26 protein-coding genes and 2 pseudogenes are annotated in these 25,008 nt (G+C 39.3%); 25 read left to right on the top strand and 3 right to left on the bottom strand.

Annotation, left to right across the window (positions count from 1 at the left end; translation table 11 throughout):
• Nucleotides 1–70 precede the first annotated feature (70 nt).
• The 3 genes from FTU36_RS05840 to FTU36_RS05830 all read right to left on the bottom strand — a co-directional run bounded on the left by FTU36_RS05840 (nt 71) and on the right by FTU36_RS05830 (nt 4,366).
• Nucleotides 71–1,324: a YgcG family protein gene (locus FTU36_RS05840; RefSeq protein ID WP_180117053.1), complete on the bottom strand. Its 1,254-nt coding sequence runs from the start codon at nt 1,322–1,324 to the stop codon at nt 71–73.
• A gap of 99 nt (nt 1,325–1,423) precedes the next feature.
• Nucleotides 1,424–2,149, bottom strand: coding sequence for a folate-binding protein YgfZ (locus FTU36_RS05835; protein WP_257224795.1), 726 nt, complete (start codon nt 2,147–2,149; stop codon nt 1,424–1,426).
• A gap of 117 nt (nt 2,150–2,266) precedes the next feature.
• On the bottom strand, nt 2,267–4,366 hold the full coding sequence (locus FTU36_RS05830) for a multicopper oxidase family protein (protein WP_180059321.1): 2,100 nt from the start codon (nt 4,364–4,366) through the stop codon (nt 2,267–2,269).
• Between the two features lie 591 nt (nt 4,367–4,957).
• Between FTU36_RS05830 and acnD the strand changes: the two genes are divergently transcribed.
• The 25 genes and pseudogenes from acnD (at nt 4,958) to FTU36_RS05710 (ending at nt 24,931) form a co-directional block, all read left to right on the top strand.
• A complete protein-coding gene (gene acnD / locus FTU36_RS05825; protein ID WP_180117051.1) occupies nt 4,958–7,576 on the top strand; it encodes a Fe/S-dependent 2-methylisocitrate dehydratase AcnD in 2,619 nt (872 codons plus the stop codon).
• A gap of 79 nt (nt 7,577–7,655) precedes the next feature.
• Nucleotides 7,656–8,192, top strand: a complete 537-nt coding sequence (locus tag FTU36_RS05820; RefSeq protein ID WP_257224794.1) for a hypothetical protein — start codon at nt 7,656–7,658, stop codon at nt 8,190–8,192.
• A 17-nt stretch (nt 8,193–8,209) separates the two neighbouring features.
• Nucleotides 8,210–8,287 (top strand): annotated as a pseudogene (locus FTU36_RS16885) (hypothetical protein); the annotation flags it as partial.
• A 67-nt stretch (nt 8,288–8,354) separates the two neighbouring features.
• Nucleotides 8,355–9,512: an RES domain-containing protein gene (locus tag FTU36_RS05815; RefSeq protein ID WP_180117049.1), complete on the top strand. Its 1,158-nt coding sequence runs from the start codon at nt 8,355–8,357 to the stop codon at nt 9,510–9,512.
• A gap of 227 nt (nt 9,513–9,739) precedes the next feature.
• Nucleotides 9,740–9,970 (top strand): antitoxin, encoded by a 231-nt coding sequence (locus FTU36_RS05810; RefSeq protein WP_180073868.1) that lies wholly within the window; start codon nt 9,740–9,742, stop codon nt 9,968–9,970.
• Nucleotides 9,970–10,389 (top strand): type II toxin-antitoxin system VapC family toxin, encoded by a 420-nt coding sequence (locus FTU36_RS05805; protein WP_180117047.1) that lies wholly within the window; start codon nt 9,970–9,972, stop codon nt 10,387–10,389. Before FTU36_RS05810 ends, FTU36_RS05805 begins: the two co-directional genes overlap by 1 nt.
• A 39-nt stretch (nt 10,390–10,428) precedes the next feature.
• Complete coding sequence (locus tag FTU36_RS05800; RefSeq protein WP_143221616.1) at nt 10,429–10,665, top strand: hypothetical protein; 237 nt, start codon at nt 10,429–10,431, stop codon at nt 10,663–10,665.
• 127 nt (nt 10,666–10,792) lie between these two features.
• Nucleotides 10,793–11,368, top strand: coding sequence for a DUF4126 domain-containing protein (locus FTU36_RS05795; RefSeq protein ID WP_111884815.1), 576 nt, complete (start codon nt 10,793–10,795; stop codon nt 11,366–11,368).
• A gap of 107 nt (nt 11,369–11,475) precedes the next feature.
• Complete coding sequence (locus FTU36_RS16880; protein ID WP_180117045.1) at nt 11,476–11,634, top strand: DUF2569 family protein; 159 nt, start codon at nt 11,476–11,478, stop codon at nt 11,632–11,634.
• Between the two features lie 216 nt (nt 11,635–11,850).
• Nucleotides 11,851–12,060, top strand: coding sequence for a hypothetical protein (locus FTU36_RS05785; RefSeq protein ID WP_078191130.1), 210 nt, complete (start codon nt 11,851–11,853; stop codon nt 12,058–12,060).
• A 105-nt stretch (nt 12,061–12,165) separates the two neighbouring features.
• Complete coding sequence (locus tag FTU36_RS05780; protein ID WP_180117043.1) at nt 12,166–12,423, top strand: hypothetical protein; 258 nt, start codon at nt 12,166–12,168, stop codon at nt 12,421–12,423.
• A 1,106-nt stretch (nt 12,424–13,529) separates the two neighbouring features.
• On the top strand, nt 13,530–13,772 hold the full coding sequence (locus FTU36_RS05775; RefSeq protein WP_078191128.1) for a DUF6868 family protein: 243 nt from the start codon (nt 13,530–13,532) through the stop codon (nt 13,770–13,772).
• Between the two features lie 107 nt (nt 13,773–13,879).
• Entirely contained in the window at nt 13,880–14,581 is a 702-nt protein-coding gene (locus tag FTU36_RS05770; RefSeq protein ID WP_168378549.1) for a DUF1003 domain-containing protein, read from the top strand.
• A gap of 608 nt (nt 14,582–15,189) precedes the next feature.
• Nucleotides 15,190–15,648: a GIY-YIG nuclease family protein gene (locus tag FTU36_RS05765; protein WP_180117041.1), complete on the top strand. Its 459-nt coding sequence runs from the start codon at nt 15,190–15,192 to the stop codon at nt 15,646–15,648.
• An 85-nt stretch (nt 15,649–15,733) separates the two neighbouring features.
• Nucleotides 15,734–16,399 carry a pseudouridine synthase gene (locus FTU36_RS05760; RefSeq protein WP_078191125.1) on the top strand — a complete coding sequence of 222 codons (666 nt, stop codon included), beginning with the start codon at nt 15,734–15,736 and terminating at the stop codon, nt 16,397–16,399.
• A gap of 497 nt (nt 16,400–16,896) precedes the next feature.
• A complete protein-coding gene (locus FTU36_RS05755) occupies nt 16,897–17,832 on the top strand; it encodes a hypothetical protein (protein ID WP_180117039.1) in 936 nt (311 codons plus the stop codon).
• 133 nt (nt 17,833–17,965) lie between these two features.
• Nucleotides 17,966–18,352: a ribonuclease E inhibitor RraB gene (locus FTU36_RS05750; RefSeq protein WP_111884820.1), complete on the top strand. Its 387-nt coding sequence runs from the start codon at nt 17,966–17,968 to the stop codon at nt 18,350–18,352.
• A 341-nt stretch (nt 18,353–18,693) separates the two neighbouring features.
• Nucleotides 18,694–18,981: pseudogene (locus FTU36_RS05745) on the top strand (SRPBCC domain-containing protein); the annotation flags it as partial.
• A gap of 45 nt (nt 18,982–19,026) precedes the next feature.
• Entirely contained in the window at nt 19,027–19,395 is a 369-nt protein-coding gene (locus FTU36_RS05740) for a DUF488 domain-containing protein (RefSeq protein WP_180117035.1), read from the top strand.
• A 156-nt stretch (nt 19,396–19,551) separates the two neighbouring features.
• Nucleotides 19,552–19,893, top strand: a complete 342-nt coding sequence (locus tag FTU36_RS05735; protein WP_180041515.1) for a zinc ribbon domain-containing protein YjdM — start codon at nt 19,552–19,554, stop codon at nt 19,891–19,893.
• A 162-nt stretch (nt 19,894–20,055) separates the two neighbouring features.
• Complete coding sequence (locus tag FTU36_RS05730) at nt 20,056–20,418, top strand: 5-carboxymethyl-2-hydroxymuconate Delta-isomerase (RefSeq protein ID WP_180117033.1); 363 nt, start codon at nt 20,056–20,058, stop codon at nt 20,416–20,418.
• Between the two features lie 265 nt (nt 20,419–20,683).
• Complete coding sequence (locus tag FTU36_RS05725) at nt 20,684–21,019, top strand: YegP family protein (RefSeq protein WP_180009306.1); 336 nt, start codon at nt 20,684–20,686, stop codon at nt 21,017–21,019.
• A 183-nt stretch (nt 21,020–21,202) separates the two neighbouring features.
• Entirely contained in the window at nt 21,203–21,886 is a 684-nt protein-coding gene (locus FTU36_RS05720) for a DUF2939 domain-containing protein (RefSeq protein WP_180004734.1), read from the top strand.
• A gap of 25 nt (nt 21,887–21,911) precedes the next feature.
• Entirely contained in the window at nt 21,912–22,358 is a 447-nt protein-coding gene (locus FTU36_RS05715; RefSeq protein WP_218946117.1) for a nuclear transport factor 2 family protein, read from the top strand.
• A gap of 137 nt (nt 22,359–22,495) precedes the next feature.
• Nucleotides 22,496–24,931 carry an AI-2E family transporter gene (locus FTU36_RS05710; RefSeq protein ID WP_257220771.1) on the top strand — a complete coding sequence of 812 codons (2,436 nt, stop codon included), beginning with the start codon at nt 22,496–22,498 and terminating at the stop codon, nt 24,929–24,931.
• The last annotated feature ends 77 nt before the right edge of the window (nt 24,932–25,008 follow it).

Below are 25,008 nucleotides of genomic sequence, written 5' to 3'. Positions count from 1 at the left end.
GTTTTAGGCTTTGGCTTTGAGTGATTGGATTTTAAAAAATTAATCTTTAATCGCAACTTCGTTTTAGGTATTACCATGAACCCGATGCGCCGCCGCCGCCTGAGCTTCCTCCTGAATCTCGTGAGGAAGATGAGGAAGAACTACTTGAGCTGCTTCCTGATGAAGAACTGCTGCTTGACGATGAAGAGCTGTAACTAGAGGAAGAAGACTGACTTGATTCGCTCGTTTTATTGAAAGGATTTAAACGCTCATATTGTTCATCCAACATTTTTTGACGTGCTTTTTCTTGTAAATATTGATTATAAAAAGCGGTGAGATAGGTATTTTCAGTCCCTGCTCTGAATCGATATAAAAACACTGCATATCTTAATAAAAGTAAAATAAAACAAGTGGTTATTGATGTTAATATAATGAATGATATTTGAGGATAGAATTCGATGAAGTAAAAAATGCCGAAGCCAAATAAAGCAAAAATCTGAAGTGGTAAGCTGTATAAAATAGTTTTAAGTAATCTGTATGGTTCATTGAAGGGAAGAAATATAGTCAACATAAAAGGGGCATAAAGAGGAATAGATGCGCAAAGTAAAAATGCAATTTTTCCAAAATTTAAATAACCAAAAATCAAAAGATGAATAAAAATTTCAAAGATAAGGAGTCCAATAAAAGCACCTAAGGCACCATTAGTACCAAATTTAATAATCACTTTTGTGTAACACCAATAGAGTGGGATACACAATAAGAATGATAGAAATATTCCAGCTATTGTTTTTAGAATGTGATCTATTTTTTGATCTTCGTTTTTAGGTTTACCAAGAGTAATTGATTTATCTAGTAACTTTTTTTGTGTTTCTTTAAAGCCATTAAAATAGTCATTATTTTGGAAATTTGGAGCGAGTGTGTGTCGAATTATGCGTCCAGCTTCTAGGTCAGTGAAATCTCCCTCTAAACCATAACCTACCTCGAACCGCATTTTACGATCATCTTTTGCAACCAAAAGTAGTAAGCCGTTATCGAGCTTCTCATTGCCAATTTTAAGTTTATTGAATATCTCAAGTGCATATTGATCAATAGCTTTTCCATTGGTCGAGGGAATCATCAAAATTTTAAAGTCGACATGCTTTTGCTGATAAAGCTGCTCGTTTTGCTTTTTTAACTGGGCAATTTCATCGCGGGAAAGCGAGTTGGTTTGATCGACCACATTGCTATTTTTTAGTTCTTCCAATACCGCTGAATTTATCTCGGCATAAATATTTGGCGATATAAAACAACTGAAGAGAATGAGGCAATTCAATAAGAAAAAGCGAAATGGGAAAGGGATGAGCATTTTTATAAATCTTTATAGTTTGTTGTAATTTTAAATAGTAATCAGAATAAGAGCCAAACAGCTTTTGTAATTTGGCTCTTATTTTAAAAATTAAGATGCTTAAGCAGGACGCGCCACATCACCATTCAATGCATCAGGCAAGGCTAAAACTGTCACATCTAACTCTTCTAAAGCTTCTGGACGAGCAACAACCAATGCTACATAACCATTTTCTACAGCCGCGCTATTGACGACTTGTACACCTTTATTCAGCTGTTCGCCTTGTGCAGGAGCAGTACCTGTACCTGAAATCGCATGCAACCAAGCTTTTGGTTTGGCTTTAAACCATAAACGTGCAATCACTTCCTGACCCAAATAACAGCCTTTGTCATAGTGGACGCCTTCACGCTGATGTAGACGTAACTCTTGCGGTTGGAACACATGTTCAATCGCTTGGTCAATATATGCCTGACCCGCTTGAATCGCTTGAATTTCCCATGCAACAACATCCGTCGGTTCCGAAGCAAATGTCGTTTCATCACCGACTAAACTTGGAAAAACTGTACCAGTTTCTTCAAGTTTCATCTTAGAAAATGCACCATATTTTTTAATATGTTTGGCAAATTCTTCGGCTTGATCTGCTGTAGTGACAATAGAAAAACTTTCAGCGCTGTGTTTAGTGAGCCATAAACCAAAATGAATACGGCCTTTGAGGTCGCAGATTGCAGTATAACGTGTTGCATTTTCTTCAAGGCGTTCAACATGCAAAGTAACTTGCCCTTGTAGAAATTTTTGTGCATCGACACCGTTGAGAGAAAAAGATGTGAATGCCATAGACGTTGTCATGACCAGCCTCAGTATAAATTTTAGATATCATTAATCATGTTATTTTGCAGCAAGCCGCAGTGTTAGGCAAACAAAAAGCCCATATTGATATGGGCTTTTGTACAGCATAGATCGGTCTTAGTGATTGTGTGTCGGCATATCGCTTGCAGTCATATCCATAGAGGAATGATGTGAAGGCGGTTCACTATTACAATCATATTGGTCGCCACAAATACGTACGGTTTCCATCATGCCTTGATCTTCATGGTCTAAAATATGGCAGTGCAGCACAAAGTCGCCTTCAAATTTTTCGTACTTGCTGCGTACAAAGATTTTATAGCCCTGTTTAACAAAGAGCGTATCTTTCCAAACGCCTTTCATTCCATGATATTGCGAGTCAATATTTCCCGCACCATCTTTATCTGAGCTGCCGATGGCACTGACATCGACACCATTTTCATTCAATATTTTCACGACTTGGAATGGATTGACATGGATATGGAAGGGATGACTGGCAACATTACTGCTCAACTCCCACTCTTGGGTTTGCCCGATTGGAAGCTTGCGGACATAGCTGTGGTGGGTATGGTCTTCATCGTGGTAGGCGTCACCAAAGCTGATCAAGGTGCCTTCTTCGGCATGACGAATACCAAATTTAAAGCTGCCATCTACATTGAACAAAATGTCAAAGTTGGTGATTTGCTTCGCCATTGTTTTGAGCATTTCATCGACTTCAGCAGTCATTAAACTCGCATGCGAGATAAAGGCTGATAAATCACCCTGTTCGAGCTGTGCAATCACTTCTGGTGCCAGTTTTAGTTGGGTGGCCTGACTTTTTAAGAAGTTAAACGGCGTTTGCTGTGGTAGTTGGGTTGCTTGCACATTGACCCAACCGAGGAGCTGCGTATTGAGTTTTTCTTCCGGTGCGCGACGAAGTAGCGGACTTGATTCAGGCGCATTAATTTCATCTTCTAGATTCAGCTTGGTATCGTATACACAGTATTTATTGGTGGTCGGGAAGGCGAGCATGGCATCAAAGCGATAACCCGGTTGAAAAATTTCAATCCCTTGCTTTTGGATTTTCCCCATGGTCAAGCCGTCTTGTGCAAGGGTATATAACGGTAATGTTTTCAGCGTTTTAAACTGTGAAGACATCGACTTGCTTTGATATTTTTGACATTCGCTCAGGGTTTGCTCTGCGGTAAAGAGCGCAGAATCAGGCAGTTCTTTGATGGTCAAACCAATGGTGTCACGGATACCGCCATGAATCATACGCCAGCGGTGGTATTGGTTCTGATCCACCTTAATTTCACCAAACATTTTGCCATTGATACTGGTAAAACGATTTTCATCCGCCCATGAGGTTGGTATATCGAGTTTTGAATAATCTTCTAAGCTATAGAGGCAGGGTGTGCCATTCACTTGGCTTAAATTGCTGTCGCAATCTTCATTGTATTGAATCTGCTGGAATAGCATGATTTTTTCATGGTCATACTGCTGGTTTTTTTGATTTTTCCATAAGATGTCCAAATCTCCAGTCTGCTGAATTTGCCCCTGACGAATGACAGGTTTCCGCTCGCCCTCAATAATCAAAGGGCCAGCCATGCCACTTGAGACCTGAATCGCGGTTGAACCATGCACATGCGAGTGATACCAAAATGTTCCCGCAGGATGATTCGGTTCGATCTTAAATTCGTAATGAAAATCTTGCTGAGGTTTTAAGCTCAAAAATACGTTGTCACTATTTCCTTGCGGGCTAACCCAGAGACCATGTGTATGTAAATTTGTGGTGTTAAAACAGTTCCCTTGGTTAATATTGGTCACTGGACTTGGACAGGTCTCCGTCGATTCAACAGGGAGATGATTGACCAGATGAATTTTTAAATTGTCACCTTGTTTCGCACGAATTTGTGGGCCAACCAACACATCCGAAACACTGCCATCGCTATTTTTCGAGTTCCAGAGTTCAGGTTTAGTCAGATAGCCTCTGACCTGTAATAGGTCATTTTCACCCGTTTCAGGGTCGTATAAGGCTTGGCGTTTATAGGCAATCAGCAGTTCATGCTCACCTTGTGCATTGGCTTTCAAACGTGGTGGATTCGAGATGACAGTCGGTGAGTCTACTTCCTCTTCTTGAATCGTCGAATCTGTTGTCGATTGGTCGTTGTCGCCACAGGCAATGAAGCTGAGACAGCTTAAGAGGCAGCCAGCCCCAATGATAGTTTTAAATTTTGTCATGATCTTTCCCCAAAGCATAATGACGGTAGAACAGTAATCGCAGATTTATTTAGCTAAGGTTTTGTAAATATTGTGATTATTTTGGCGAATACAGTGAATTACTGTGCTTGTATGTCGTGCTTTTATTATCTGAGAGTGGGGTGATTCGACGCTATCCCTGCAAATAGGGATAAATTGAGAATTAAGATAAAATAAATAATAAAACCGTGTTTTGATTCACATTATGACTTTGAGGCGCAATGAGCTAATAAAATAATTTAATGCCTTGATTATTAAATACTAAAATTGATAAGACTGATTTTTAATCAATTTGGTTGATATTTAGATTAAATATTATGCAGTGCAATTTTCCTTAGACTAAAGAATGAGGCGGATTTGCAGCTATTTTTCAAAAAAATTCACATTTAGAGCGAATATTCCAAAGTTAGTGTAACTAAATATTTCAAAAACCCCTGTTTTTATATTTAACTCTATGAAATATATAAGATTTGGGAAATGGGTTTTCGGCAGTGTAGTATGCCTATCGAACAAAGATGAATTGTCTATGAAAAAGACAACGCAAAAAAATGAAAGACCGAGGGCAGGAACGCTATGAACAACAACTATCGTAAACCGCTGCAAGGCACCCAGCTAGAATACTTCGATGTACGCCAAGCCGTAGAAGATATTCAGCCAGGCGCATACGCAAAACTCCCATATACATCTAAAGTTCTTGCAGAGCAGTTGGTTCGTAAATGCGACCCTGCAATCTTAGAACAGTCTTTAAAAGAACTGATTAACCGTAAACAAGACCACGATTTCCCTTGGTACCCTGCACGTGTGGTGTGCCATGACATCCTCGGTCAAACCGCATTGGTTGACCTTGCAGGCTTGCGTGATGCGATTGCAGACCAAGGCGGCGACCCATCTAAAGTGAACCCTGTTGTTCCAACGCAGCTGATTGTTGACCATTCTCTAGCAGTAGAATACGGCGGTTTTGACCCTGACGCATTTGAGAAAAACCGCGCGATTGAAGACCGTCGTAACGAAGACCGTTTCCATTTCATTGAATGGACCAAAACAGCATTTGAAAATGTCGATGTGATCCCTGCGGGCAACGGTATCATGCATCAAATCAACTTGGAGAAAATGTCTCCAGTGATTCAAAACCGTGATGGTTTAGCTTTCCCTGATACTTGCGTGGGTACAGACTCACATACGCCGCATACTGATGCATTGGGTGTGATTTCTGTCGGTGTCGGCGGTCTAGAAGCTGAAAATGTCATGCTCGGCCGTGCATCTTGGATGCGTCTGCCAGACATCATTGGTGTAGAACTGGTGGGCCAGCGTCAAGCGGGCATTACTGCAACTGATATCGTGTTAGCGCTTACAGAATTCTTGCGTAAAGAACGTGTCGTCGGTGCGTATTTAGAATTCTTTGGTGAAGGTGCAGACAGCATGTCTGTAGGTGACCGTGCAACGATCTCGAATATGACCCCTGAATATGGCGCAACGGCAGCGATGTTCTACATTGACCAAAACACCATTGATTACCTGACATTGACAGGCCGTGAAGCGGATCAAGTGAAATTGGTTGAAACCTATGCCAAAGAAATTGGTCTTTGGGCGTCGGATATGACAGCGGCAGAATACCCGCGTGTACTACGTTTTGATTTATCACAAGTCACTCGTAATATTGCAGGTCCATCGAATCCACATGCACGTGTATCAACCGCTGATTTAAAAGCGAAAGGCATTGCAGGTAACTTAGAAGCGGCTAAAGCTCAGGAAGCTGAAGGTTTAATGCCTGATGGCGCAATCATCATTGCAGCAATCACCTCATGTACAAACACTTCTAACCCACGTAATACCGTGGCAGCAGGCTTACTTGCACGTAAAGCTAATGAGTTAGGACTTGTGCGTAAACCTTGGGTGAAATCATCATTTGCACCAGGTTCTAAAGCTGCGGCTTTATACCTCGAAGAAGCTGGTGTACTCGGTGATTTAGAAAAGCTCGGCTTTGGTATCGTGGCGTATGCATGTACCACGTGTAATGGTATGTCAGGTGCGCTCGATCCAGTGATTCAGCAAGAAATTATTGATCGTGATTTGTACGCAACTGCGGTACTTTCAGGTAACCGTAACTTCGATGGTCGTATCCATCCTTATGCAAAACAAGCGTTCTTGGCTTCGCCTCCACTCGTTGTGGCGTATGCCATTGCAGGGACGATTCGTTTTGATATCGAAACCGATTCACTGGGTAATGACAAAGACGGTAATCCAATTTACTTAAAAGACATTTGGCCGTCTGATGCTGAAATTGATGCATTGGTGAAAGAAGCGGTTAAACCTGAACAGTTTAAGAAAGTGTATATCCCAATGTTTGATTTGGGTGAGCGTGAAAAAGCGGCAAGCCCACTATACGACTGGCGTCCGCAAAGTACTTATATCCGCCGTCCGCCGTATTGGGAAGGGGCATTGGCTGCACCGCGTACACTTGCAAATATGCGTCCGCTTGCGATCTTGCCTGACAACATCACCACAGACCATTTATCGCCATCGAATGCGATCATGATGGATTCGGCTGCAGGTGAGTATCTGCATAAAATGGGCGTGCCTGAAGAAGACTTTAACTCATACGCAACCCACCGTGGTGACCATTTAACTGCACAGCGTGCGACATTTGCCAACCCGAAATTGTTTAATGAAATGGTGGTGCGTTCTGACGGTACGATCAAGCAAGGTTCAAAAGCGCGTGTAGAGCCTGAAGGCGAAGTGATGCGTATGTGGGAAGCGATTGAAACTTATATGAATCGTAAGCAGCCACTGATCATCATTGCAGGTAAAGACTACGGTCAAGGTTCGAGCCGTGACTGGGCAGCTAAAGGTGTGCGCCTTGCAGGTGTAGAAGTGATTGTAGCGGAAGGTTTTGAGCGTATTCACCGTACTAACCTTGTAGGTATGGGCGTGCTGCCGCTTGAGTTTAAAACGGGTACAGACCGTAAAACTTTGAAGCTGGATGGTACAGAGCTGTATAGCGTGATTGGTAATATTGCACCGCGTTCTGACCTGACTTTGGTGGTTGAGCGTTCAACTGCTGATGGTAAAAATGAAATCATTAAAGTGCCTGTGACTTGCCGTTTGGATACCGAAGAAGAAGTGCATGTGTATGAAGCGGGTGGTGTGTTACAACGCTTTGCACAGGATTTCTTGGAAGGGAATGTGGCTTGATGATTTAAGCTAAAAGTAATTGATATTGTTGTAAAAAGACCCTACATTTATGTGGGGTTTTTTTAATAGACTAATCATAATGAAAATACTTAAAGATGATCTAAATTTTTTAACTAACTTATCAGAAGAGTTTTTTGCACAAGAGACGATTGTCAAAAAATTAAATGGATTCGTGGATAATCAGATTAAGGGATGGGAAATATGGCTTCAGGTTGAGTTTGCATTATTTTTGTTTAGTCATTCTGATGTAGCTGAAGTTGAAAGAGAAAAAAGATATGAGCTAGACAAGCGAATGTCTAAAGACAAAGATATTTGTTCAATTGATTTCATGATAAGACAAAAACATAAGCAAAGTTCTATACCTCTAGAGATAAAACAGCACATAAATGCTTCTCATTGCATTCGATATATGTTGAAAGATATTGAGAAGTACGAAAAAGTCAAAGGGTCTAGTACTACTACTGGACGTTCGCTTTGGTGTCTAGGTGTACATCCGACTGTGGAAGAGGATTATTTAAATAAATTGATTAATGAAAATAAATTTAGAGATATCAATTCTGCTTATGTCTTCTCAAAAAATATTGAGGGCACAAAACTTAGCTTTACTTTAATTTGATTGAATTATTTTTAGGACAAGAAGTATCTGTATATGAAGCGGGCGGTGTATTGCAGCGCTTTGCACAGGATTTCTTGGAAGGTAGCTTGAACTGATAATTAATTGATTTCTATATCAAAGAGCTCATATTGTGTGGGCTCTTTTTTTATATTGGAGGGGATGATGGGGTTTAATGATCGTATGGATGAGATCACTGTATATTCATTAAGTTTTAATGAGAAAAGTATATGTTTCAATTGTATAGCTGATGATTATTTAGCTGAAATAATTAAATCAAATGCGACGCAGAAAAAATGCTCATACTGTTGGAGCGTAGGAAATAAGAATATTGCATGTGAGTACAAATTTGTAGCTCAAAAAATATATGATCGAATCTTTCTCTCTTATAAAGATGCGCAAGATACGGCGATGCCTTATGCTGAAGGTGAATGGGTAATAGAACAAGTTTATATACAAGATGTAATTAATGACTTTAATCCTGGATGGAATGATCAGTTTATAGAAGATTTATGTGAATCTGCCGATCCCAGTTTATATTTAGTTTCACATGTCCAAGATGATTGGATTGGAGTTCCTAAGAGTGCTGTTTTGAGTTTTGGGTGGCAAAGTTTTAAAGAACAAATTTTATATAAAACACGCTATCTATTTTTAACTCAGAAATCTTCAGGATATGATGATTTTTATTCGATTCCTTTAACTTCTATGTTAAATCAATTGGGGGATTTATCTAATAGATTGGGCTTGATTAGAGAAATTCCAAAAGATTCAAATTTTTATAGAGTTAGGGCGCATAAGAAAGGTCAAGAATTTACTGAGTTTGAAGAAATAGGAGTTGCACCAAAAAGATTGGCTGGTGCTGGGCGTATGAATCCAGCAGGTATTCCTTATTTTTATATCGCATTTATGTCAGATACAGCAAAACTTGAAGTGATTGATGATCAGCAATATTGGTCATTGGCTAAATTAAAATTATTAAATAATATTCAAGTTCTAGATTTAACAAAGTTACCTCAAGCTCCTAGTATTTTTGATATATCACAACATGACCTTAGGGAGGAAATTAAGTTTCTCTATGAATTTGTTAATGATTTATTGAAACCAGTTGCTAAAGATGGCAAAGAGCATATTGACTATGTACCTACACAGGTAGTTTCAGAATATTTTAGATATGTATTTGAACCAAAATTACAAGGAATTATGTATCCAAGTGTCAAACATCTAGGAGGAGTCAATATAGCTGTTTTTGAATCTGATAATGATGAAATTCAAAAAAAATTTAATTTGGAAGAAATTATTGAGTGTGAAAATACTGAAAGTTAAGCTTATCTTTTTGCCCAACTGTAATAAAGTCATAGCAAAAGCTTTCTCTTTTGAATTTTTTAGACCGAAAATAGTCCAGCTGATTCTATATTTAGATCAGCTACTTTTTTTTCTTCTTATAGATTTTATTTCTAAAAATAAGTATTAAATACGGATAATGGTTTGATTGAAAAATACTCAAAAAATACCTATCATAAGATATATATCAAAACTTATGGAGTCGCTTCATGACTACAGCAAAAGTTTTTATGACAGGTCGTAGTCAAGCTATTCGCTTACCTAAAGAATTTCGCTTTGAAGGCAAGGAAGTTGAAATCTTCCGCCGTGGTGATGAGGTTATACTGCGAGAAAAACCAGTCACAGCAGAACAGTTATTTAAGGTTTTGGCACAAATGCCAGACGACTTTTATGCAGAAACAAGAGTGGATGAACCACCGCAAGAACGAGAAGAGTTCTAATGCCAACACAATATTTATTAGATACCAATATTTGTATTTATATCACCAAGCATCAACCCGAAATTGTCCGTCAGCATTTTGAAAAACATTTACCTGACGGCAATATTTTTATTTCAGTGATTACTTTGGGGGAACTTCGCTTTGGTGCGGAAAAAAGCCAATGGAAAGACAAAGCTTTCAAAGTTATCGATGAATTAACTTCAATCATTCCTGTTATAGAGTTAGATGAACACACCGCCGTACACTATGCTCAAATTCGAAAACAGTTAGCGCTTCAGGGACAAATGATTGGCAATAACGATTTATGGCTAGCTGCGCACGCACGATCGAATAATTGGGTCATGGTCACAAACAATGAAAAAGAATTTCTGCGTGTAGACGAACTGCAAGTAGAAAACTGGCTGAGCAAATCGCTGTAAACCCACCAAAATTTCCATTTGAAATTATACTTTGCCTAAATGCCATTATCAATTGTCGAAATGACCAATAGACATTCATCACAAGAGGGTTATACTGAATCTACCATTTCTAAAAACACATGGAGAACAAAAATGGTTACTGCTGGTCAAAAACCCGGAACAGGCTTCTATTTTTGTGTTCAATGCGGACACCGCGTCTACTTAGAAATTGGTACTGATCGTTTACCACCGTGTACCAAATGCCAAGGCAATCAATTTAACAATAAGAATGCCTAAGCTGCAAAACACTAACAGTTATCCGCTGTTTAGAAAGAAAAGCCCTATCACTCGATAGGGCTTTTTGCTAACGTATAACACTGCATCTATAAAAACAAATTGTACGTTTGACCATTCGGAGAAGCCCATGGAAACAATATTAGGACTGTGTATCGGTATTGGCTTAAGTGCTGCCTGTGGCTTCCGTGTCTTTGTACCTTTATTGGTGATGAGTGTTGCTTCCATTTTAGGACTATTCGAACCGATGAAAGGATTCGAATGGTTGTCTATGCCTGCGGTTTGTATTGGCTTAGCAATTGCGACGGTTTGTGAAATTGCAGCTTACTATATTCCTTGGGTAGATAATGCGCTCGACACCATTTCAACACCTGCAGCCATGATTGCAGGGACCATTGCCACAATGGCAGTCAGCTCAGGTGAAATGTCACAGTTTGCCAGTTGGGCTGCAGCAATTATCGTGGGTGGTGGTACAGCAACAGCAGTGCAAATGAGTACCGTCGCAGCGCGTGGCGTATCTACCGCAACCACAGGTGGCGTTGCAAATCCAATCTTATCTACAGGGGAATGGATTGGTGCGGCTGTCTTGTCAGTATTGGCCTTTTTAGTCCCATTTTTCGTGGTGATCTTAGTGATTGCAATCGTGATCTGGTTGGTTCGCCGCATACGCCAAAAACGAACTGTACAGGTCGATACCCCTTTATAAACCAATCAATATTTCACTCTAAAATGAATCCATCTTTTAGAGTGAGTGATCTGCGTTATGTTTAATAAATATAAAATTAAAAATCAGAAACTGAGTATTAGCAAAGTTTGATAAAGATTATAAAAATTATAAGAAGCGCTACTGATACACAGACCATCATACAGTTAGCGACGAGTACTATGGGTTGTCTGATTTGGACGCCGTATTTGTTGATGTCAGTTCGAGTGAACAATACCTTTATTCAACATACAAAGCACTCGGCTTAAGCGCAAATCTCTATCAAGCAATTCCACCTATCTGTCTTAAAAGAGCACATCATTCTGCGTTTAAGGCATCCAAGAGACGGCTAAAAAAAATCTTTAAATTGCGATTGATTTTTGAACAATAAAGGCATAATTTTAGTATGTGCTTATAAATCACATAATTTTTATATGGATTTATTAATCTTTGAATTTTATAAAAAATAATGAGGGGAGTGGTAGATGATTAAATTTATAGTCGATGAAAATGCCTTAACGAATGGCTCGCATTTAATTCACAATGGTACGCAAGGATGCGTAGACATGCCGCAGTTTGACCAGCAAATATTGATTGGTTATTTTGCCAATTTCGAACTCGCTTATAAGCGTGCACGAATGAGCTGGCCTACAGAAAAAGTTGTCGGTTGCGATAAATGCTGTAGTCAAAGCTAGAAATTCAACATGCATTAACCTTGAAATAAAGCTGTATATCCAAGAAAAATGGCGCAGAAATTGCTAACTAAAAAAGGTAATCGCGTTATTAATAGGATATACAGCATGACCACAGAAACCATCCGTTCTACAAAATATCCAGCAGAGGCGCATGCCTATGCAGCATGGCCTTTGATCCTGATCATCATTGGTGGTGCGATTGGACTGGTATATGCCGTGATTGCATATCTGATCAATCTCAAAATATATGCATCAGACCTCAGTCGAATGAATAAAATTTTGGCCAATTTACTCTGTGGTATGGCGGCATGTAGTGGTTGGTGGTTTAGCGCACAGTGGGTACAAAGCTATTTAGTTCATTGACTAATAAATCGTTGAATTGATCATGAATTAAATAACTGATGTTACACACTTAAAAGTAGTTTTGTATTTTTTAAATGATTTTTAATTCTATTCGACGGCGTCTTATATCTAGGGATTGAATAAAGGGATTAGCCTTCGGCTGGAGGTACTTTTACGAAACGTTGTTTCTCATTCGGCAAAATGAGAAGCGAAGCTTCGCAAGGAAACCATCTTGCGGAGCAATGCTCCTCACCGCAAAACTCGCTCATTACCGTCAAATTATTCACAGTATCGCAAAAACATTTTTGATTAAAAGTAGCCACACTTGCGTATGACGTTACCGCGTATCGTTCATTTATTTGAATCAAATTGCGCTTCTGATGTTACTGCGTAACCTCAGTTCAATAAGTAGAACAAAGATAGATCTAGATCATTAGTTACTCATTGAGCGGTGTTTTGTGAGTCATAATTTATGTAGATAATTGAACCGGAGGGGGAATGTTCAGCGGCGATATATTTTTAAATTTGACGCTGTGTTTGGACGTTTTGTCTATTGTAAAAGAAAATTTTCTTATAATTGGGCAAATCTGCAGATAAAAAACGCTGAGATGAGCTGAAAAGATAAAATATCCCGCTAAACCTAAAATGGCTGAAAAAATTTGCTGAATTTGCAGAAAATTAGAAAAACTTAGGAAATTAATCCCGATCCTCTTTGGTTAAAGTATATCTCAAGGGTGTGATAGAGATTGAAAAGAGTAGCATGCTGTCAGTGGTGCAAAACACGTGTACAGTACTCACCCAAAAGGTCTCGATTCAGCTTAGGACGCTATAAACCAGAAGTTTATAGGCTATAAGATCATGACTTACAAAGTGATGATAGTTGAAGTAAACAATATTGTTTTCTCTTATACCACCCCAAAAATTTAAGCCAAAATAAAAAAGAATAATGAATCATTACTCCTTTAATCTGCACAAAACAAACCACACCAGTGAAATCAGCACAAGCTCAAAGATCGTCAGGCATCTCTCTTAAAAATAGTCCAAATCTAAGCGGAAATTTAAAAGCAATATTCAATTGCTCGAAAGGGGCATAAACTAAGGATAAAAATACGCTTAGGAGATTTGCCATGAACTTGAGTCATTTAAGCGATTTCTTGCTGTATAGCTTAGTGATTAACTATCTGATTTTAATCATTTGGTTTGTGGTATTTGTCTTTGCTAAAGATTGGATGAAACGCCTGCATGGGCAGTGGTTTAAGTTGAGCGATCAGCAGTTTGACGCTATTCATTATGGTGGAATGGCTGTCTATAAAATTGGTATTTTACTTTTGAATTTAACCCCCTACATTGCATTGCACTATCTAAAATAAGCTTAAATCATAAAAAATATTGGGTGTAAAAGCACAAGCTGCTTGCATTAAATTTAGGCAAAACAGTATGCTCAAAAGAACATAAAATTCAATTGGGCAAGGCAAGAATGAACGGGAAAGTAGAATGCCGTACTTGTTTGGTGTGCAAAAAAAGTTTCCCACTGAAAAATATGATTCCAATGGGAACCGTGCGTAAAGTCATTACAGAAGAAATTGCTCAGGATTTTCCTGAATCTGGTGCTCAGGACTATATATGCCAAACTGATTTAACCAAATACCGTATGCAGTATGTGCAGTCAATTCTGAACTCCGAACAAGGCGAAGTCTCCAATTTAGAATATGAGGTGCTGAACAGCATGCAGCAGCATGATCTGATTAGCAAAAATGTTGAAGAAAAGCTGGATCAGCAGTGGAGTTTTGGCGAAAGGCTAGCGGATAAAATTGCAACATTTGGCGGTAGCTGGGCATTTCTTATTTGTTTTACATTGTTTTTAGCGGTGTGGATTTTAGTCAATACTGTGGTGATGGTGAAGCATCCTGCTGATCCTTATCCTTTTATTTTGCTGAATTTGATGTTGTCTTGCCTCGCTGCCATACAAGCGCCCATTATTATGATGAGCCAGAACCGTCAAGAAGCTAAAGACCGCATGCGTTCGGAGAATGATTATCAGGTGAATTTAAAAGCTGAATTAGAAATTCGCCATTTACATGAAAAGATAGATCATTTGTTGATGCATCAATGGGATCGTCTTGCCAAGATTCAGGAAATTCAGCTGGATTTGCTGTCTGAAATGAGTAAAAAGAAGTAATAGTTTGCTTTGAACAGCATAAATAATTGTTGTTTGAGTGCTAAGCTATGGCGAAAATTCTCGGGAAAAGTCATTTATCAGATGGAAAAAATGCTAAAACTTGATGCAAGAAGAAAATATTTTCAATATATCTTTAAATGTGAAAAATATTTTTAAAATAAGCCAAAAACAGTGATTTTCAGGGAAACAATCCCTCATCGATACCACTACTATATATCTCAAGGGTGTTACAGAGATTGAAAAGAGTAGCATGCTGTCAGTGGTGCAAAACACGTGTACAGTACTCACCCAAAAGGTCTCGATTCAGCTTAGGACGCTATAAACCAGAAGTTTATAGGCTATAAGATCATGACTTACAAAGTGATGATAGTTGAAGTAAACAACACTGTTTTCTCTTACACCCTAGAAAATTTTTTAAGAATTCAATCGAATAATAAATCCTTCCATCTTTTTCAAAATTCCAGACTTCGCATTCATTCCCAACACACTTTGATTATTGCTGATGTAATAAATATCACGCAGAAGATCTTAAACTTAATCTAAGCTTCGGATTGTCCTTTTTCACAAAGTTGTTATGCTTAACTATCTAAATTTTAAATAATTTTGTTATGGGTTATCTTGATCAATTGATACAGGATTGTCTGCAGGCACAGCAGACTAAAGCTGAGCGTATATTTGAGTTTTCAAGTTTTGATGATCTTACTCAACACGCACATTATATTTATGTGATACAGCAGGTTGGTGGCGATATACAGCAGACATATCAGGACTATGCTGCATTTAAGGCATTGAAAACCCATGCTTGCGCCAAGTTAAATCAACCCAATCACATTCTGTATGTTGGATCATCACGGACAGGTATAAAGAGTCGTTTAAAACAGCATTTAGGTTTTGGGCCTAAACGAACCTATGCCTTGCATTTGTCACAGTGGTTTCAGGGCGAATATCGCATCACACTACATCAGTATCCTTCAACCACGAGTGCAAGCATCTTACAGTTACTGGAGGATGATTTATCTCATTCATTAGCACCAGCCTTTGGTAAATTGGGGACCAATAATCGTTAGGGTTAGACCTGATCGGTTAAAGTCGATTGACAGCGAATTAGTCAGTTGTTATTTTGCCGACATTCTCCCAGTACACAGTCTGTCCATGCCTTTAGATCCCAACTTTGTCTATGCGCCGCCTCAAGGTCCTCTACGTATTTTGTATGAAGATGCAGACTTGGTTGTCATCGAAAAACCAGCGGAATTGTTGTCGGTTCCGGGACGTTTGCCTGAGCATCATGACAGTGCCTATCTTCGTGTTTTGGAGCAGTATCCTGCTGCAAAAATTACCCATCGTTTAGACATGGCAACATCAGGCATTTTGATGTTTGCGAAACACCGCGATGCAGAAGTGGCGGTGAGTAAAATGTTCCAAGCGAGGACGGTTCAAAAGCAATATGTGGCTTTGGTTCAAGGCAAACTCGAAGGTGAGGGTAGTGTTGAAGTGCCCCTCATTACGGACTGGGAAAATCGCCCACGACAGATGGTGCATTTTGAATTGGGCAAACCCTCAAAAACCTTGTATCAAGCCATTAGCTATGACGCAAGCAAGGACATTAGCCGAGTATTATTAACACCAGTGACAGGGCGTTCACATCAGCTACGTGTACACATGATGCATATTGGGCACCCAATTACAGGGGATCAACTGTATCACCCGAATGCAAAACAGAGCTCACTCGGACGGATGGCGTTACATGCTTGCGATCTGGCATTTACCCAGCCTTTAACTCAACAAGCTGTTCATATTCATTGTGCGGCAGAATTTTAAAGCATATTCATGTGAATGCTCATTGTTCATAAAAACTGCTGCATTGAATTAAAACCTTTGGGACTCGTAAAAAGCGCAGAATATCTACAGCTTTAAATAGGTTTTTCTGCTTAAAAATGATTCATGATATACACTATATCCCCAATTCTGGGGATATATAAATAATTTAAATATCTCTATAAAGTATGTGAAAAATTTAAAAATATTGATATTAAATTTCTTTGTAGCTTTTAGTAAATAAACGCCATTTTTAAGGTTTTATTATATTTTCTAATGAATATTGAATGATTACTTTTTTAATATAAAAATATTTTATTAAAATGATTTAAAACAGCATTTTAGTTAAATTGTGTGCAAGTGTGTATTTGGTCAGATAAATACAGTTTTTTGCATTTATTCTGCTAATATGAAATAAATTATTGATTTTAATTTTTATAAATTAGGTTTGTTTTGGGGAATAAACTTAAATTATTGAAGCTTATTTTGAGGATTGGCAAATGATCAATATTGCTTTAATCGTCCTTATCATCCTATTAATTGTGGCTCTCCTTTTTGTTTATAACCGCAAATTGAAAAATGATAAAACCCTACGTTCACTGCAGGAAAACTTCGATCGTGCGCGGTTAAAACTGGCTGAAACAGAGTCGCAGCAAGATGAACTGAATTATGAAATCAGTCAATTACGCATTCAAAACAGTGGCTTAAAAATCCAAGTCGATAAAGTAGCGAAATATCAACATATTGTGGATATTGAACAATATGTTGAGTATCGAACTTTACAGGCTGATGGTTTGGTGGAAGTCACCAAAGCCAATGCAGATATCATGTTGAATGATATTCGCGCACAGATTGAACAAGTGCGTCAGTATTTGAGCAAATATCAAGAAAGAGCTAAATCACAAATACAGGAACAAGCCCGTGCCGAGTTAAAGGGTTTGTATAGCCAAGCGCTGGATCAGCAGCATTTGGAAAACATCAACCGTGCTTTGGACAACAAAATACGGGGCTATCAGTCAGCATTCTTTTTGCCTTTACAGAGTATTTTAGATCAGCTGATGGATGGCATGAATGAATCTGCGGCAAACCAAAATTTGACTGCGGTACGTTGCAAAATGATTGATGCAATGGAGCAGCAATCGACTGCAAACTGTAATTATGTCGATGAAGAGCGTCGTTTGGCTGCGATGCAATTATTTACATTGGTGTTTAATAGTCGTGCTGATTTGTATTTAGCCCAATTAAATACCAAAAACTTAGGTGAGCTATTGCAGGCTTTGGCGGATGATTTCACCTTGCTCAATGCGCATGGTGTACATTTTAGTCAGGCACGGGTACTCGACAGTTATCTACAATTACGCTTAGAAGAATTGAAAATGGCAGCTTTGGTTTTACATCTTAAAGAAACTCAGGCCCACATGGATGTTGTGGTTTAATTTGAATTGTTATCAGAAAGATCACCTCGGCGGTCTATTTCTGATTAAAGAGATTTAGCTAATGCAAATTGCAACAATTATCCGTTAATCTAAGTCAACAGAATAAAATTCATAAACGATAAGGGAAAGTACAATGACTCGTGATTTTAAACAATTTCCAGATGATGATAATGGCAATGTGCTGTGGCAGATGCAGCAAGATGGTGACGATCTATCTGTGCCGCACGAAATCGAATATTCAATTGCCTTTTCGAACGAAGCGCAGGCTGAACAGTGTGCATTGTATTTATTGAAAGAAGAGCAAAAAATTTCATTGTTCCAAGATGAAGAATCAGATCGCGTGGAATGGATTATCACGGTCTATGTTTATATGGAACCTGATTATGAAGATATCGTTGATTTAGAGCAGTGGTTTATTAAAATTGCGGAACAACATTCGGGCGAATATGACGGCTGGGGTTGTATGGCTTATATCTATGAAGATGATGATCTGGATGAAGATGAAGCACAATTGAGTTAAGTCTCACTATTGCATCTTTAGCAACAAGAACCCAGTGATTCAACTGGGTTTTTTATTATTTAAATTTTAGAGAAATTGTGTAAAATTTTGATTTTTAAATATTTTTATAAAAAAATCAATATGAATGCAGCTCACAAAACATAACACGGCATTGCGTTAAAGTGATGGGATCAATCTGTAGGATTCACTATAGTATTGAACAGCAATGACCTTTCTCGCACGACTCAAAGCTGTTTCATTTAGAACGTTTCAGTATGATAAAAATGGACGATAAAGCGAGGGTGAATGCATGTGGATGATTCAGTGAAAACAATGACAAAAGGACATCATCATGAGCAATCATGTCATTTCAATATTTTTCAACCGGAACCATGCACGCTTTCCATGGTGATTATCATGATGTCGTGCCCAATCATCTACTGCGCTATACAGACCAATTTGATATGCCTAAGTTGGCCGGTGAAATCGAAATCACTGTTGAGTTTAAAGCGGTATCAGTAGGGGCCGAAGTGACGATTGTACAGGCAGGTTTGCCGAGCGTTATTCCACCTGATGCCTGTTATTTGGGTTGGCAGGAGTCTTTACAGTTACTGGCTTTTTTAGTAAATCCAGCGATCCCCGATGAATAATCTGAAGAATGATCGAAAAACTGCAAATAGATGAGGGAGGGCTTAATGACCGTACACATTAAACGTATTTATGATGAGATCAGCCCAGATGACGGTAAACGCATTTTGGTCGATCGCTTGTGGCCGCGTGGTATCAGTAAAGTGAGCGCAGCGCTAGATTTGTGGCCGAAGGCATTGACTCCATCGACAGATTTACGTCGTTGGTACCATCAAGACGAAGAAATGGTTTCTCGATGGGACGAGTTTAAGCAGCGCTATTTGCAAGAAATACAGACCCATCAAGCTGAGTTAGAACAACTGCGCACATGGGAAAAAGAGGAGCCCCTGACCTTACTTACAGCGGCCAAACATATGGATAAAAATCATGCGCATATCTTAAAAGCGTTGATATTAAACACCTCATTAGAGATCTAAAATTTAAACCGATTAGTGCTGTGGCGTTGTGTTATTTACATCGTCATAACTTCACTAAACCATACGATATTTATGGTTTTTAAGTTTATGAAATACATAAAAATGTTATATTAAGTTTTTATGGATTTTTGCGTCCATCTTTTTTTGAGGTCTTTTATGTCTTTACCCAATTGTCCCCAATGTAATTCTGAATATACCTATAATGATGGCGATTTATTGATTTGTCCTGAATGCTCACATGAGTGGCGTGAGGGCGAAAGCGCTGCAGATGAACAGGTGCTGATTAAAGATGCCAATGGCAATGTATTGACCGATGGTGACACGGTTACTGTGGTGAAAGATCTTAAAATTAAAGGTTCATCTTCAGTGGTGAAAGTTGGCACCAAAGTTAAAAATATTCGCCTTTTAGTCGATGCAACAGATGGTCATGACATTGATTGTAAAATTGATGGTATCGGGGCTATGAAGCTCAAATCTGAATACGTGAAAAAAGTTTAAGTTTCGTTTTTGTTCGCTCCAAAGCAAATTTCAATCATCCTAAGCGAAGGCCACACTTGGCTTAGAATGTCTACTTAAACATGAAATTGATATCTAATCCGCTATAGATTTTACTTTTCAGCCTGCATAATAGACGCATTACAGGTTTGAAATGTCTTTACTATGCCGCATATTCATTTGGAATATTCCAATAACCTTGACGTCGAAGCTCGACCTTTACTTAAAGCGCTAAACGCTGCCTTATTTGAATCGGGTCATGTGAGTGCCATCAATGATATTAAGAGCCGTGCCGTAGCTCAGCAAGATTTTGTTGTGGGCTTGAATGAACACGCTCAACATGCGTATATGCATGCCAAAGTTTCATTATTGACGGGTCGAACGGTCGAAGTGCAAAAGCAAATTTCATTGTTGTTATTGGACGTGCTGAAACAACATGTCACAGCTTCAGTAGTAGAAGTGCAACTTTGTGTGGAAATTTTAGAAATGAATAAAGCGACGTATTCAAAGCAGATCGTGAGTTCTTAAGACATTCATTACATGCAGAAACGCGCATATATTTTGAAATACATCATGCTGTAAAAATGATGAAATCTGACTTCGGTCGGATTATTTTTTATTGGAATTATTTATTAAAAAATCCCTTTTTGATTAAATTTTGAGCTTTATACTGATCAAAAAAGACATTGAAAAATGTGACCGAGTTCATTTATATTCTGTAGATCAGGTTGAATTTCCAACAACAAATCCTGATCGAATAATAGATAAAACAATGAAAATGAAGGGGTAACCTATGTCGGGATGGTACGAGATCAGTCACTCTAATGATCAGCAGTTCCGTTTTGTATTAAAAGCAGGGAACGGTGAAATCATTTTAACGAGTGAATTATACAAAGCGAAAGCATCAGCACAAAACGGGATTGAGTCTGTACAAAAGAACAGTGCAGATGACAGCCGTTTTGAACGACTGACAGCCAAAAATGGCAAACCTTATTTCAATTTGAAAGCGGCAAACCATCAAATTATTGGAACTAGCCAATTTTATGCCAGTGAGCAATCGCGAGATAAAGGCATTGAATCAGTTAAAACCAATGGTGCAAGTACCCAAATTAAAGATCTAACAGTTTAAATTTGCAATAACCTGATAGAGATAGTTGAAAGGGAATAAACCCTGATGGCTCATCAAAATCACTAGGTCAAAAGCAATATGGTTCTCAGATAAGTGCTGTTGGGTTGGACGCTATTCAATCAGATCAGGCTTATTTGACGGTACAAGGAAGTACCACAACTTCACTGGCTAGAGTGGTGAACGATGAATAAGCAGAATCATATTTTGTATTATGGGCTCATTACGATTTTGATCATCGTCATGGGTTGGATGATTGCGTCTCCGTATTGGGTGTTGTATCAAATACGTCAAGCCTATGAGCACAATCAACCTGAAAAAATTGCTCAATATATCGATTTTGCGGCAGTCAAATCGAGTCTAAAACCACAAGTTGAAGACCTCATTCAACAGAAAACTGGGCTACAGCATTTACCCGAATTTGCCCAGTCTTGGGGTGGGCAGCTCAGCACAGTCCTCAGTGCAACGCTAGTCGATAGTCTGGTCAATCCAACCAGTATCATGCTGCTTTTACAAGGCAAAGCATTAAAAGAGTCGATCCAACTACCAGAAATAACCAAACTGACCAATCCGAGCATGATTAGCCCAGGGATTGAACTATTCACGCATGCTGAAAATAAGGTCGCAGAACAACCTTATGCGTCAACACTATCCAAAAATGACGAAACTGCAACCGCTGTTGCTTTAAAGCAAAGCCAGCCACTTGAACCCAAAGCCAGCTATAGCGCTTGGAATCGATTTGATCTGTATGTGCCGCTCCAAGGCCTAAGCGAAGAAAAATATACCGTATTTAGTATGCAACGCCGCGGTTGGAGCTGGAAGATCGTTAAAATTCAACTTCCAAACGCCGCCCAGAACAATGCTTCATAAAAAATAAAATAAATAGGTGCCAGAGATGCAAGATAAAATCAAAATAGTTGGTGACCAACAGGCCGCTGACGAAATTCTGCAATTTTTAGCCAATTGGGATGAGGTCATCTGCCAATTGAAAATTGAAAATATTGCTGAATCCTGCGCAGCAGATGTGTACTTTTTTGATGCCAGTTGTGAAATGCGTGGCTTAATGGCATATCAAAAAATGTGGGAATTTTATCGGGAGTATTTTCGTGAAGGCTTAAAGGTATTTAGGCGGGAATTGGTCATCCATGCAGATCCTGATATTGCCTTTCTGCACTGTTATTCCAAAATTGATGATCAGAGCGGGATACCGACGCCGGGGATCTCGTGGTGTCGTAATACCATTGGGATGAAAAAAACGCAGTCTCAATGGAAGATCGTTCATCAACATATTTCTGTTCCCGTGGATATTGTGACTCATCAAAGTAAAGTGATTACCTTTTAATTCCTCTCGAAACGCAGTATGAAAACAGAGCTATAAAGCTCTGTTTTTTTCTTTGCAAATCATTACATGAAATGCGTATGCAGCCCTAAAACTTCAGCCTAAATTAAAAAATAATGACCATCGTTCAGGATAAGAAAATGGATCATAAAAATAATAAATTAGCGCAAGAATTTGAATCATCACCATCAGGTCAAAAGCAAGGCTTGCAAGACCTGAACGCATCGAAGCAAATGCCCCCTGCAGATTTACATAAAGTGATTCGAATCACAGCAGGGTTTATCATCGGCAGTTTGCTGATTGCCGCCTTATATCTTGGCAAAGATATTTTTATTCCATTGGCACTCGCAATTTTATTGGCTTTTTTAGTTGATCCTTTGGTGATGAAACTACGCGGTTGGGGACTTCCGCAGATGCCATCTATATTTATTGTGGTCGGTTTGGCTTTGGCGATTTTATCCGGCGCGGCCTCTTATTTGGGTTATCAACTGGGGCAATTAAGCCAAGAATTACCGCAATATCAGGGCACGATTCAAAAGAAAATGGATTCTATTCGTCAATTTGCACGCGGCCCGAGTGTTTGGGATGGCGCAAAAACCACCATAGATACCGTTGAAAATTCGATAGATGATGTGGTGCCAGAAGAGAAAAATCCTAAAGTGCAACAAGTGAAAGTGGTGGGGCAACAACAAACCACGGCTGAAGCGGTCATGGCTTGGAGCGAGCGGGTGCTCAATCCCTTGGCAACTGCGGGTATTGTTTTTTTGTTTGTGATTCTGATTTTGGTCAATCGGAAAGATTTGCATGATCGTTTCCTTAAGCTGCTGGGCGGTAATTTAAATATTGGAACTGACGCACTAGATGAAGCGGCCAATCGTATCGGTAAATATTTACGTATGCAGCTGATGGTGAATGTGACCTACGGTATTCCGATGGCTTTGGGACTTTGGTTTATTGGGGTGCCGGCAGCAATTATGTGGGGAATGGTGGCGATTGTGATGCGCTTTGTTCCCTATGTCGGCCCGATGATTTCTGCGATTTTCCCCATTGCACTGGCTTTTGCGGTAGATCCCACATGGAATATGGTGCTGTGGACAGTCGGCTTAATCCTGCTCTTAGAGTTGGTCAGTAATAATATTATTGAGCCTTGGTTGTATGGGGAAAGTACTGGACTTTCAACTTTAGCCATTATCATCGCAGCCATGTTTTGGACGGCGGTGTGGGGGCCAATTGGTTTAATTTTATCGACGCCTTTAACCGCGTGTTTATTGGTGCTTTCAAGCTATGTACCATCCTTAGGTTTTATTAAAACCCTGATCGGTAGTACACCTGCATTGGAGCCGCATGAGCGCTTTTATCAGCGATTGGTCGCTGATGATGTGCAAGATGCCATGGATGTAGCACAGACTTTTATTGCTGAAAAGTTACCGAAAGATGCCACGGATGAAATCAAGGCACGTCGGGTCAATGCGTTTTATGCCAAAGTGGCGATTCCAGCCATACGGATTTTTTCGAGCGGACACAACACCGAGGCCAGTGCAGAGCATCGACTACGCTTACATCAAGGCTTAAAACTGTTTAATCATAGTTTTCAACGGGCATATCCAGTGGCACAGCAGGATCAGAAAGCAGCGGTGTTATGTATCGGCGCACGTTGGGAAATTGATGTTCAAGTATCGGCTATGTTGGCGCATGGGCTAAGTTTAAGCGGTATTCCGGCTCAGGCATTTAGCGACGTATTGATTCAAAATCAGCATCAAAGTATGGATGATATCCAAGAGGATATTCAGATCGTATGTATTTCGATTTTCCATACAGTACCAGAAGCTCAAATTCGCCTTTTAAGCCATGTTTTTAAGGCACAGTTTCCAGATATAAAACTGATTTTTGCACTGTGGAGCTGTGATGAGATATCCCAATTAGATGCGATCAAAGAAAATTTCACCGTCGATGCAGTGGTCAATAATATGAATGACTTGTTATTAACCATTGAAGCTTTTCAATTGAAGCATGGTGAATCTTGGTTGGATGAGCCTGATCCTAGCGTTGAAGCGCAGCGCTTAAAAGCATTAGAAGAACTGAATGTTTTGGATGAGCGGAATTTACCGATCTATGAACAATATATTGAAGAAGCTCGACAAGCCTTCGATGTGAAATATGCGCAAATTTCTTGGGTCAAGCAAGATTGGGTTTATACCCCAGGTAGCCCTTTGGCTGAGGCTACCGAGCAACCGATGCAGGTGCGCCAGTCGAAGCAAGACTCGATCTGTAGCCATTTGGTGTATCAAAATGAACGATTGATAATTGAAGACCTACAACGTGACCCACGCTTTGCGCATTTACCTGAATTGATGCATAACCGCATTCGCTTTTATGCAGGCGTTGCACTTAGAGACCGTAATGGGGTGGCGTTGGGAAGTTTCTGTGTTTTAGATCGGCAGCCGAATCAAATGACCGATGATGATATGAGTCTGTTAAAAGGCCTTGCGGCAGATTTGATGAATACGCTCAGTGATGAAAATGTGAAGCGAAAAAAATGTGAGGAGATACAGCAACTAAATGATTCGTCTTCATAATTTCAAATGATGCAGCAGATCTTTTTAGGCTGGAGTTTCAGTGAAAAGCATTTTAAGATAGTTCTAATATAATTATT

The organism is Acinetobacter sp. YH12096, assembly GCF_013419215.1.
GTDB classification, from domain to species: domain Bacteria; phylum Pseudomonadota; class Gammaproteobacteria; order Pseudomonadales; family Moraxellaceae; genus Acinetobacter; species Acinetobacter amyesii.
Note: the sequence above shows the minus strand (reverse complement) of the source record. Positions and strands in the feature narration are given on the sequence as shown.

What these genes read in the sequence shown, in the direction of transcription:
- FTU36_RS05725 (WP_180009306.1), top strand. Translation starts at nt 20,684, where the DNA reads ATGTCGGGATGGTACGAGATCAGTCACTCTAATGATCAGCAGTTCCGT.
- FTU36_RS05820 (WP_257224794.1), top strand. Translation starts at nt 7,656, where the DNA reads ATGAAAATACTTAAAGATGATCTAAATTTTTTAACTAACTTATCAGAA.
- FTU36_RS05720 (WP_180004734.1), top strand. Translation starts at nt 21,203, where the DNA reads ATGAATAAGCAGAATCATATTTTGTATTATGGGCTCATTACGATTTTG.
- FTU36_RS05755 (WP_180117039.1), top strand. Translation starts at nt 16,897, where the DNA reads ATGATCAATATTGCTTTAATCGTCCTTATCATCCTATTAATTGTGGCT.
- FTU36_RS05795 (WP_111884815.1), top strand. Translation starts at nt 10,793, where the DNA reads ATGGAAACAATATTAGGACTGTGTATCGGTATTGGCTTAAGTGCTGCC.
- FTU36_RS05810 (WP_180073868.1), top strand. Translation starts at nt 9,740, where the DNA reads ATGACTACAGCAAAAGTTTTTATGACAGGTCGTAGTCAAGCTATTCGC.
- FTU36_RS05775 (WP_078191128.1), top strand. Translation starts at nt 13,530, where the DNA reads ATGAACTTGAGTCATTTAAGCGATTTCTTGCTGTATAGCTTAGTGATT.
- FTU36_RS05780 (WP_180117043.1), top strand. Translation starts at nt 12,166, where the DNA reads ATGACCACAGAAACCATCCGTTCTACAAAATATCCAGCAGAGGCGCAT.
- FTU36_RS05710 (WP_257220771.1), top strand. Translation starts at nt 22,496, where the DNA reads ATGGATCATAAAAATAATAAATTAGCGCAAGAATTTGAATCATCACCA.
- FTU36_RS05835 (WP_257224795.1), bottom strand. Translation starts at nt 2,149, where the DNA reads ATGACAACGTCTATGGCATTCACATCTTTTTCTCTCAACGGTGTCGAT.
- FTU36_RS05830 (WP_180059321.1), bottom strand. Translation starts at nt 4,366, where the DNA reads ATGACAAAATTTAAAACTATCATTGGGGCTGGCTGCCTCTTAAGCTGT.
- acnD (WP_180117051.1), top strand. Translation starts at nt 4,958, where the DNA reads ATGAACAACAACTATCGTAAACCGCTGCAAGGCACCCAGCTAGAATAC.
- FTU36_RS05730 (WP_180117033.1), top strand. Translation starts at nt 20,056, where the DNA reads ATGCCGCATATTCATTTGGAATATTCCAATAACCTTGACGTCGAAGCT.
- FTU36_RS05840 (WP_180117053.1), bottom strand. Translation starts at nt 1,324, where the DNA reads ATGCTCATCCCTTTCCCATTTCGCTTTTTCTTATTGAATTGCCTCATT.
- FTU36_RS05765 (WP_180117041.1), top strand. Translation starts at nt 15,190, where the DNA reads ATGGGTTATCTTGATCAATTGATACAGGATTGTCTGCAGGCACAGCAG.
- FTU36_RS05785 (WP_078191130.1), top strand. Translation starts at nt 11,851, where the DNA reads ATGATTAAATTTATAGTCGATGAAAATGCCTTAACGAATGGCTCGCAT.
- FTU36_RS05800 (WP_143221616.1), top strand. Translation starts at nt 10,429, where the DNA reads ATGCCATTATCAATTGTCGAAATGACCAATAGACATTCATCACAAGAG.
- FTU36_RS05760 (WP_078191125.1), top strand. Translation starts at nt 15,734, where the DNA reads ATGCCTTTAGATCCCAACTTTGTCTATGCGCCGCCTCAAGGTCCTCTA.
- FTU36_RS05770 (WP_168378549.1), top strand. Translation starts at nt 13,880, where the DNA reads ATGAACGGGAAAGTAGAATGCCGTACTTGTTTGGTGTGCAAAAAAAGT.
- FTU36_RS05815 (WP_180117049.1), top strand. Translation starts at nt 8,355, where the DNA reads ATGGGGTTTAATGATCGTATGGATGAGATCACTGTATATTCATTAAGT.
- FTU36_RS05750 (WP_111884820.1), top strand. Translation starts at nt 17,966, where the DNA reads ATGACTCGTGATTTTAAACAATTTCCAGATGATGATAATGGCAATGTG.
- FTU36_RS05740 (WP_180117035.1), top strand. Translation starts at nt 19,027, where the DNA reads ATGACCGTACACATTAAACGTATTTATGATGAGATCAGCCCAGATGAC.
- FTU36_RS05715 (WP_218946117.1), top strand. Translation starts at nt 21,912, where the DNA reads ATGCAAGATAAAATCAAAATAGTTGGTGACCAACAGGCCGCTGACGAA.
- FTU36_RS05805 (WP_180117047.1), top strand. Translation starts at nt 9,970, where the DNA reads ATGCCAACACAATATTTATTAGATACCAATATTTGTATTTATATCACC.
- FTU36_RS05735 (WP_180041515.1), top strand. Translation starts at nt 19,552, where the DNA reads ATGTCTTTACCCAATTGTCCCCAATGTAATTCTGAATATACCTATAAT.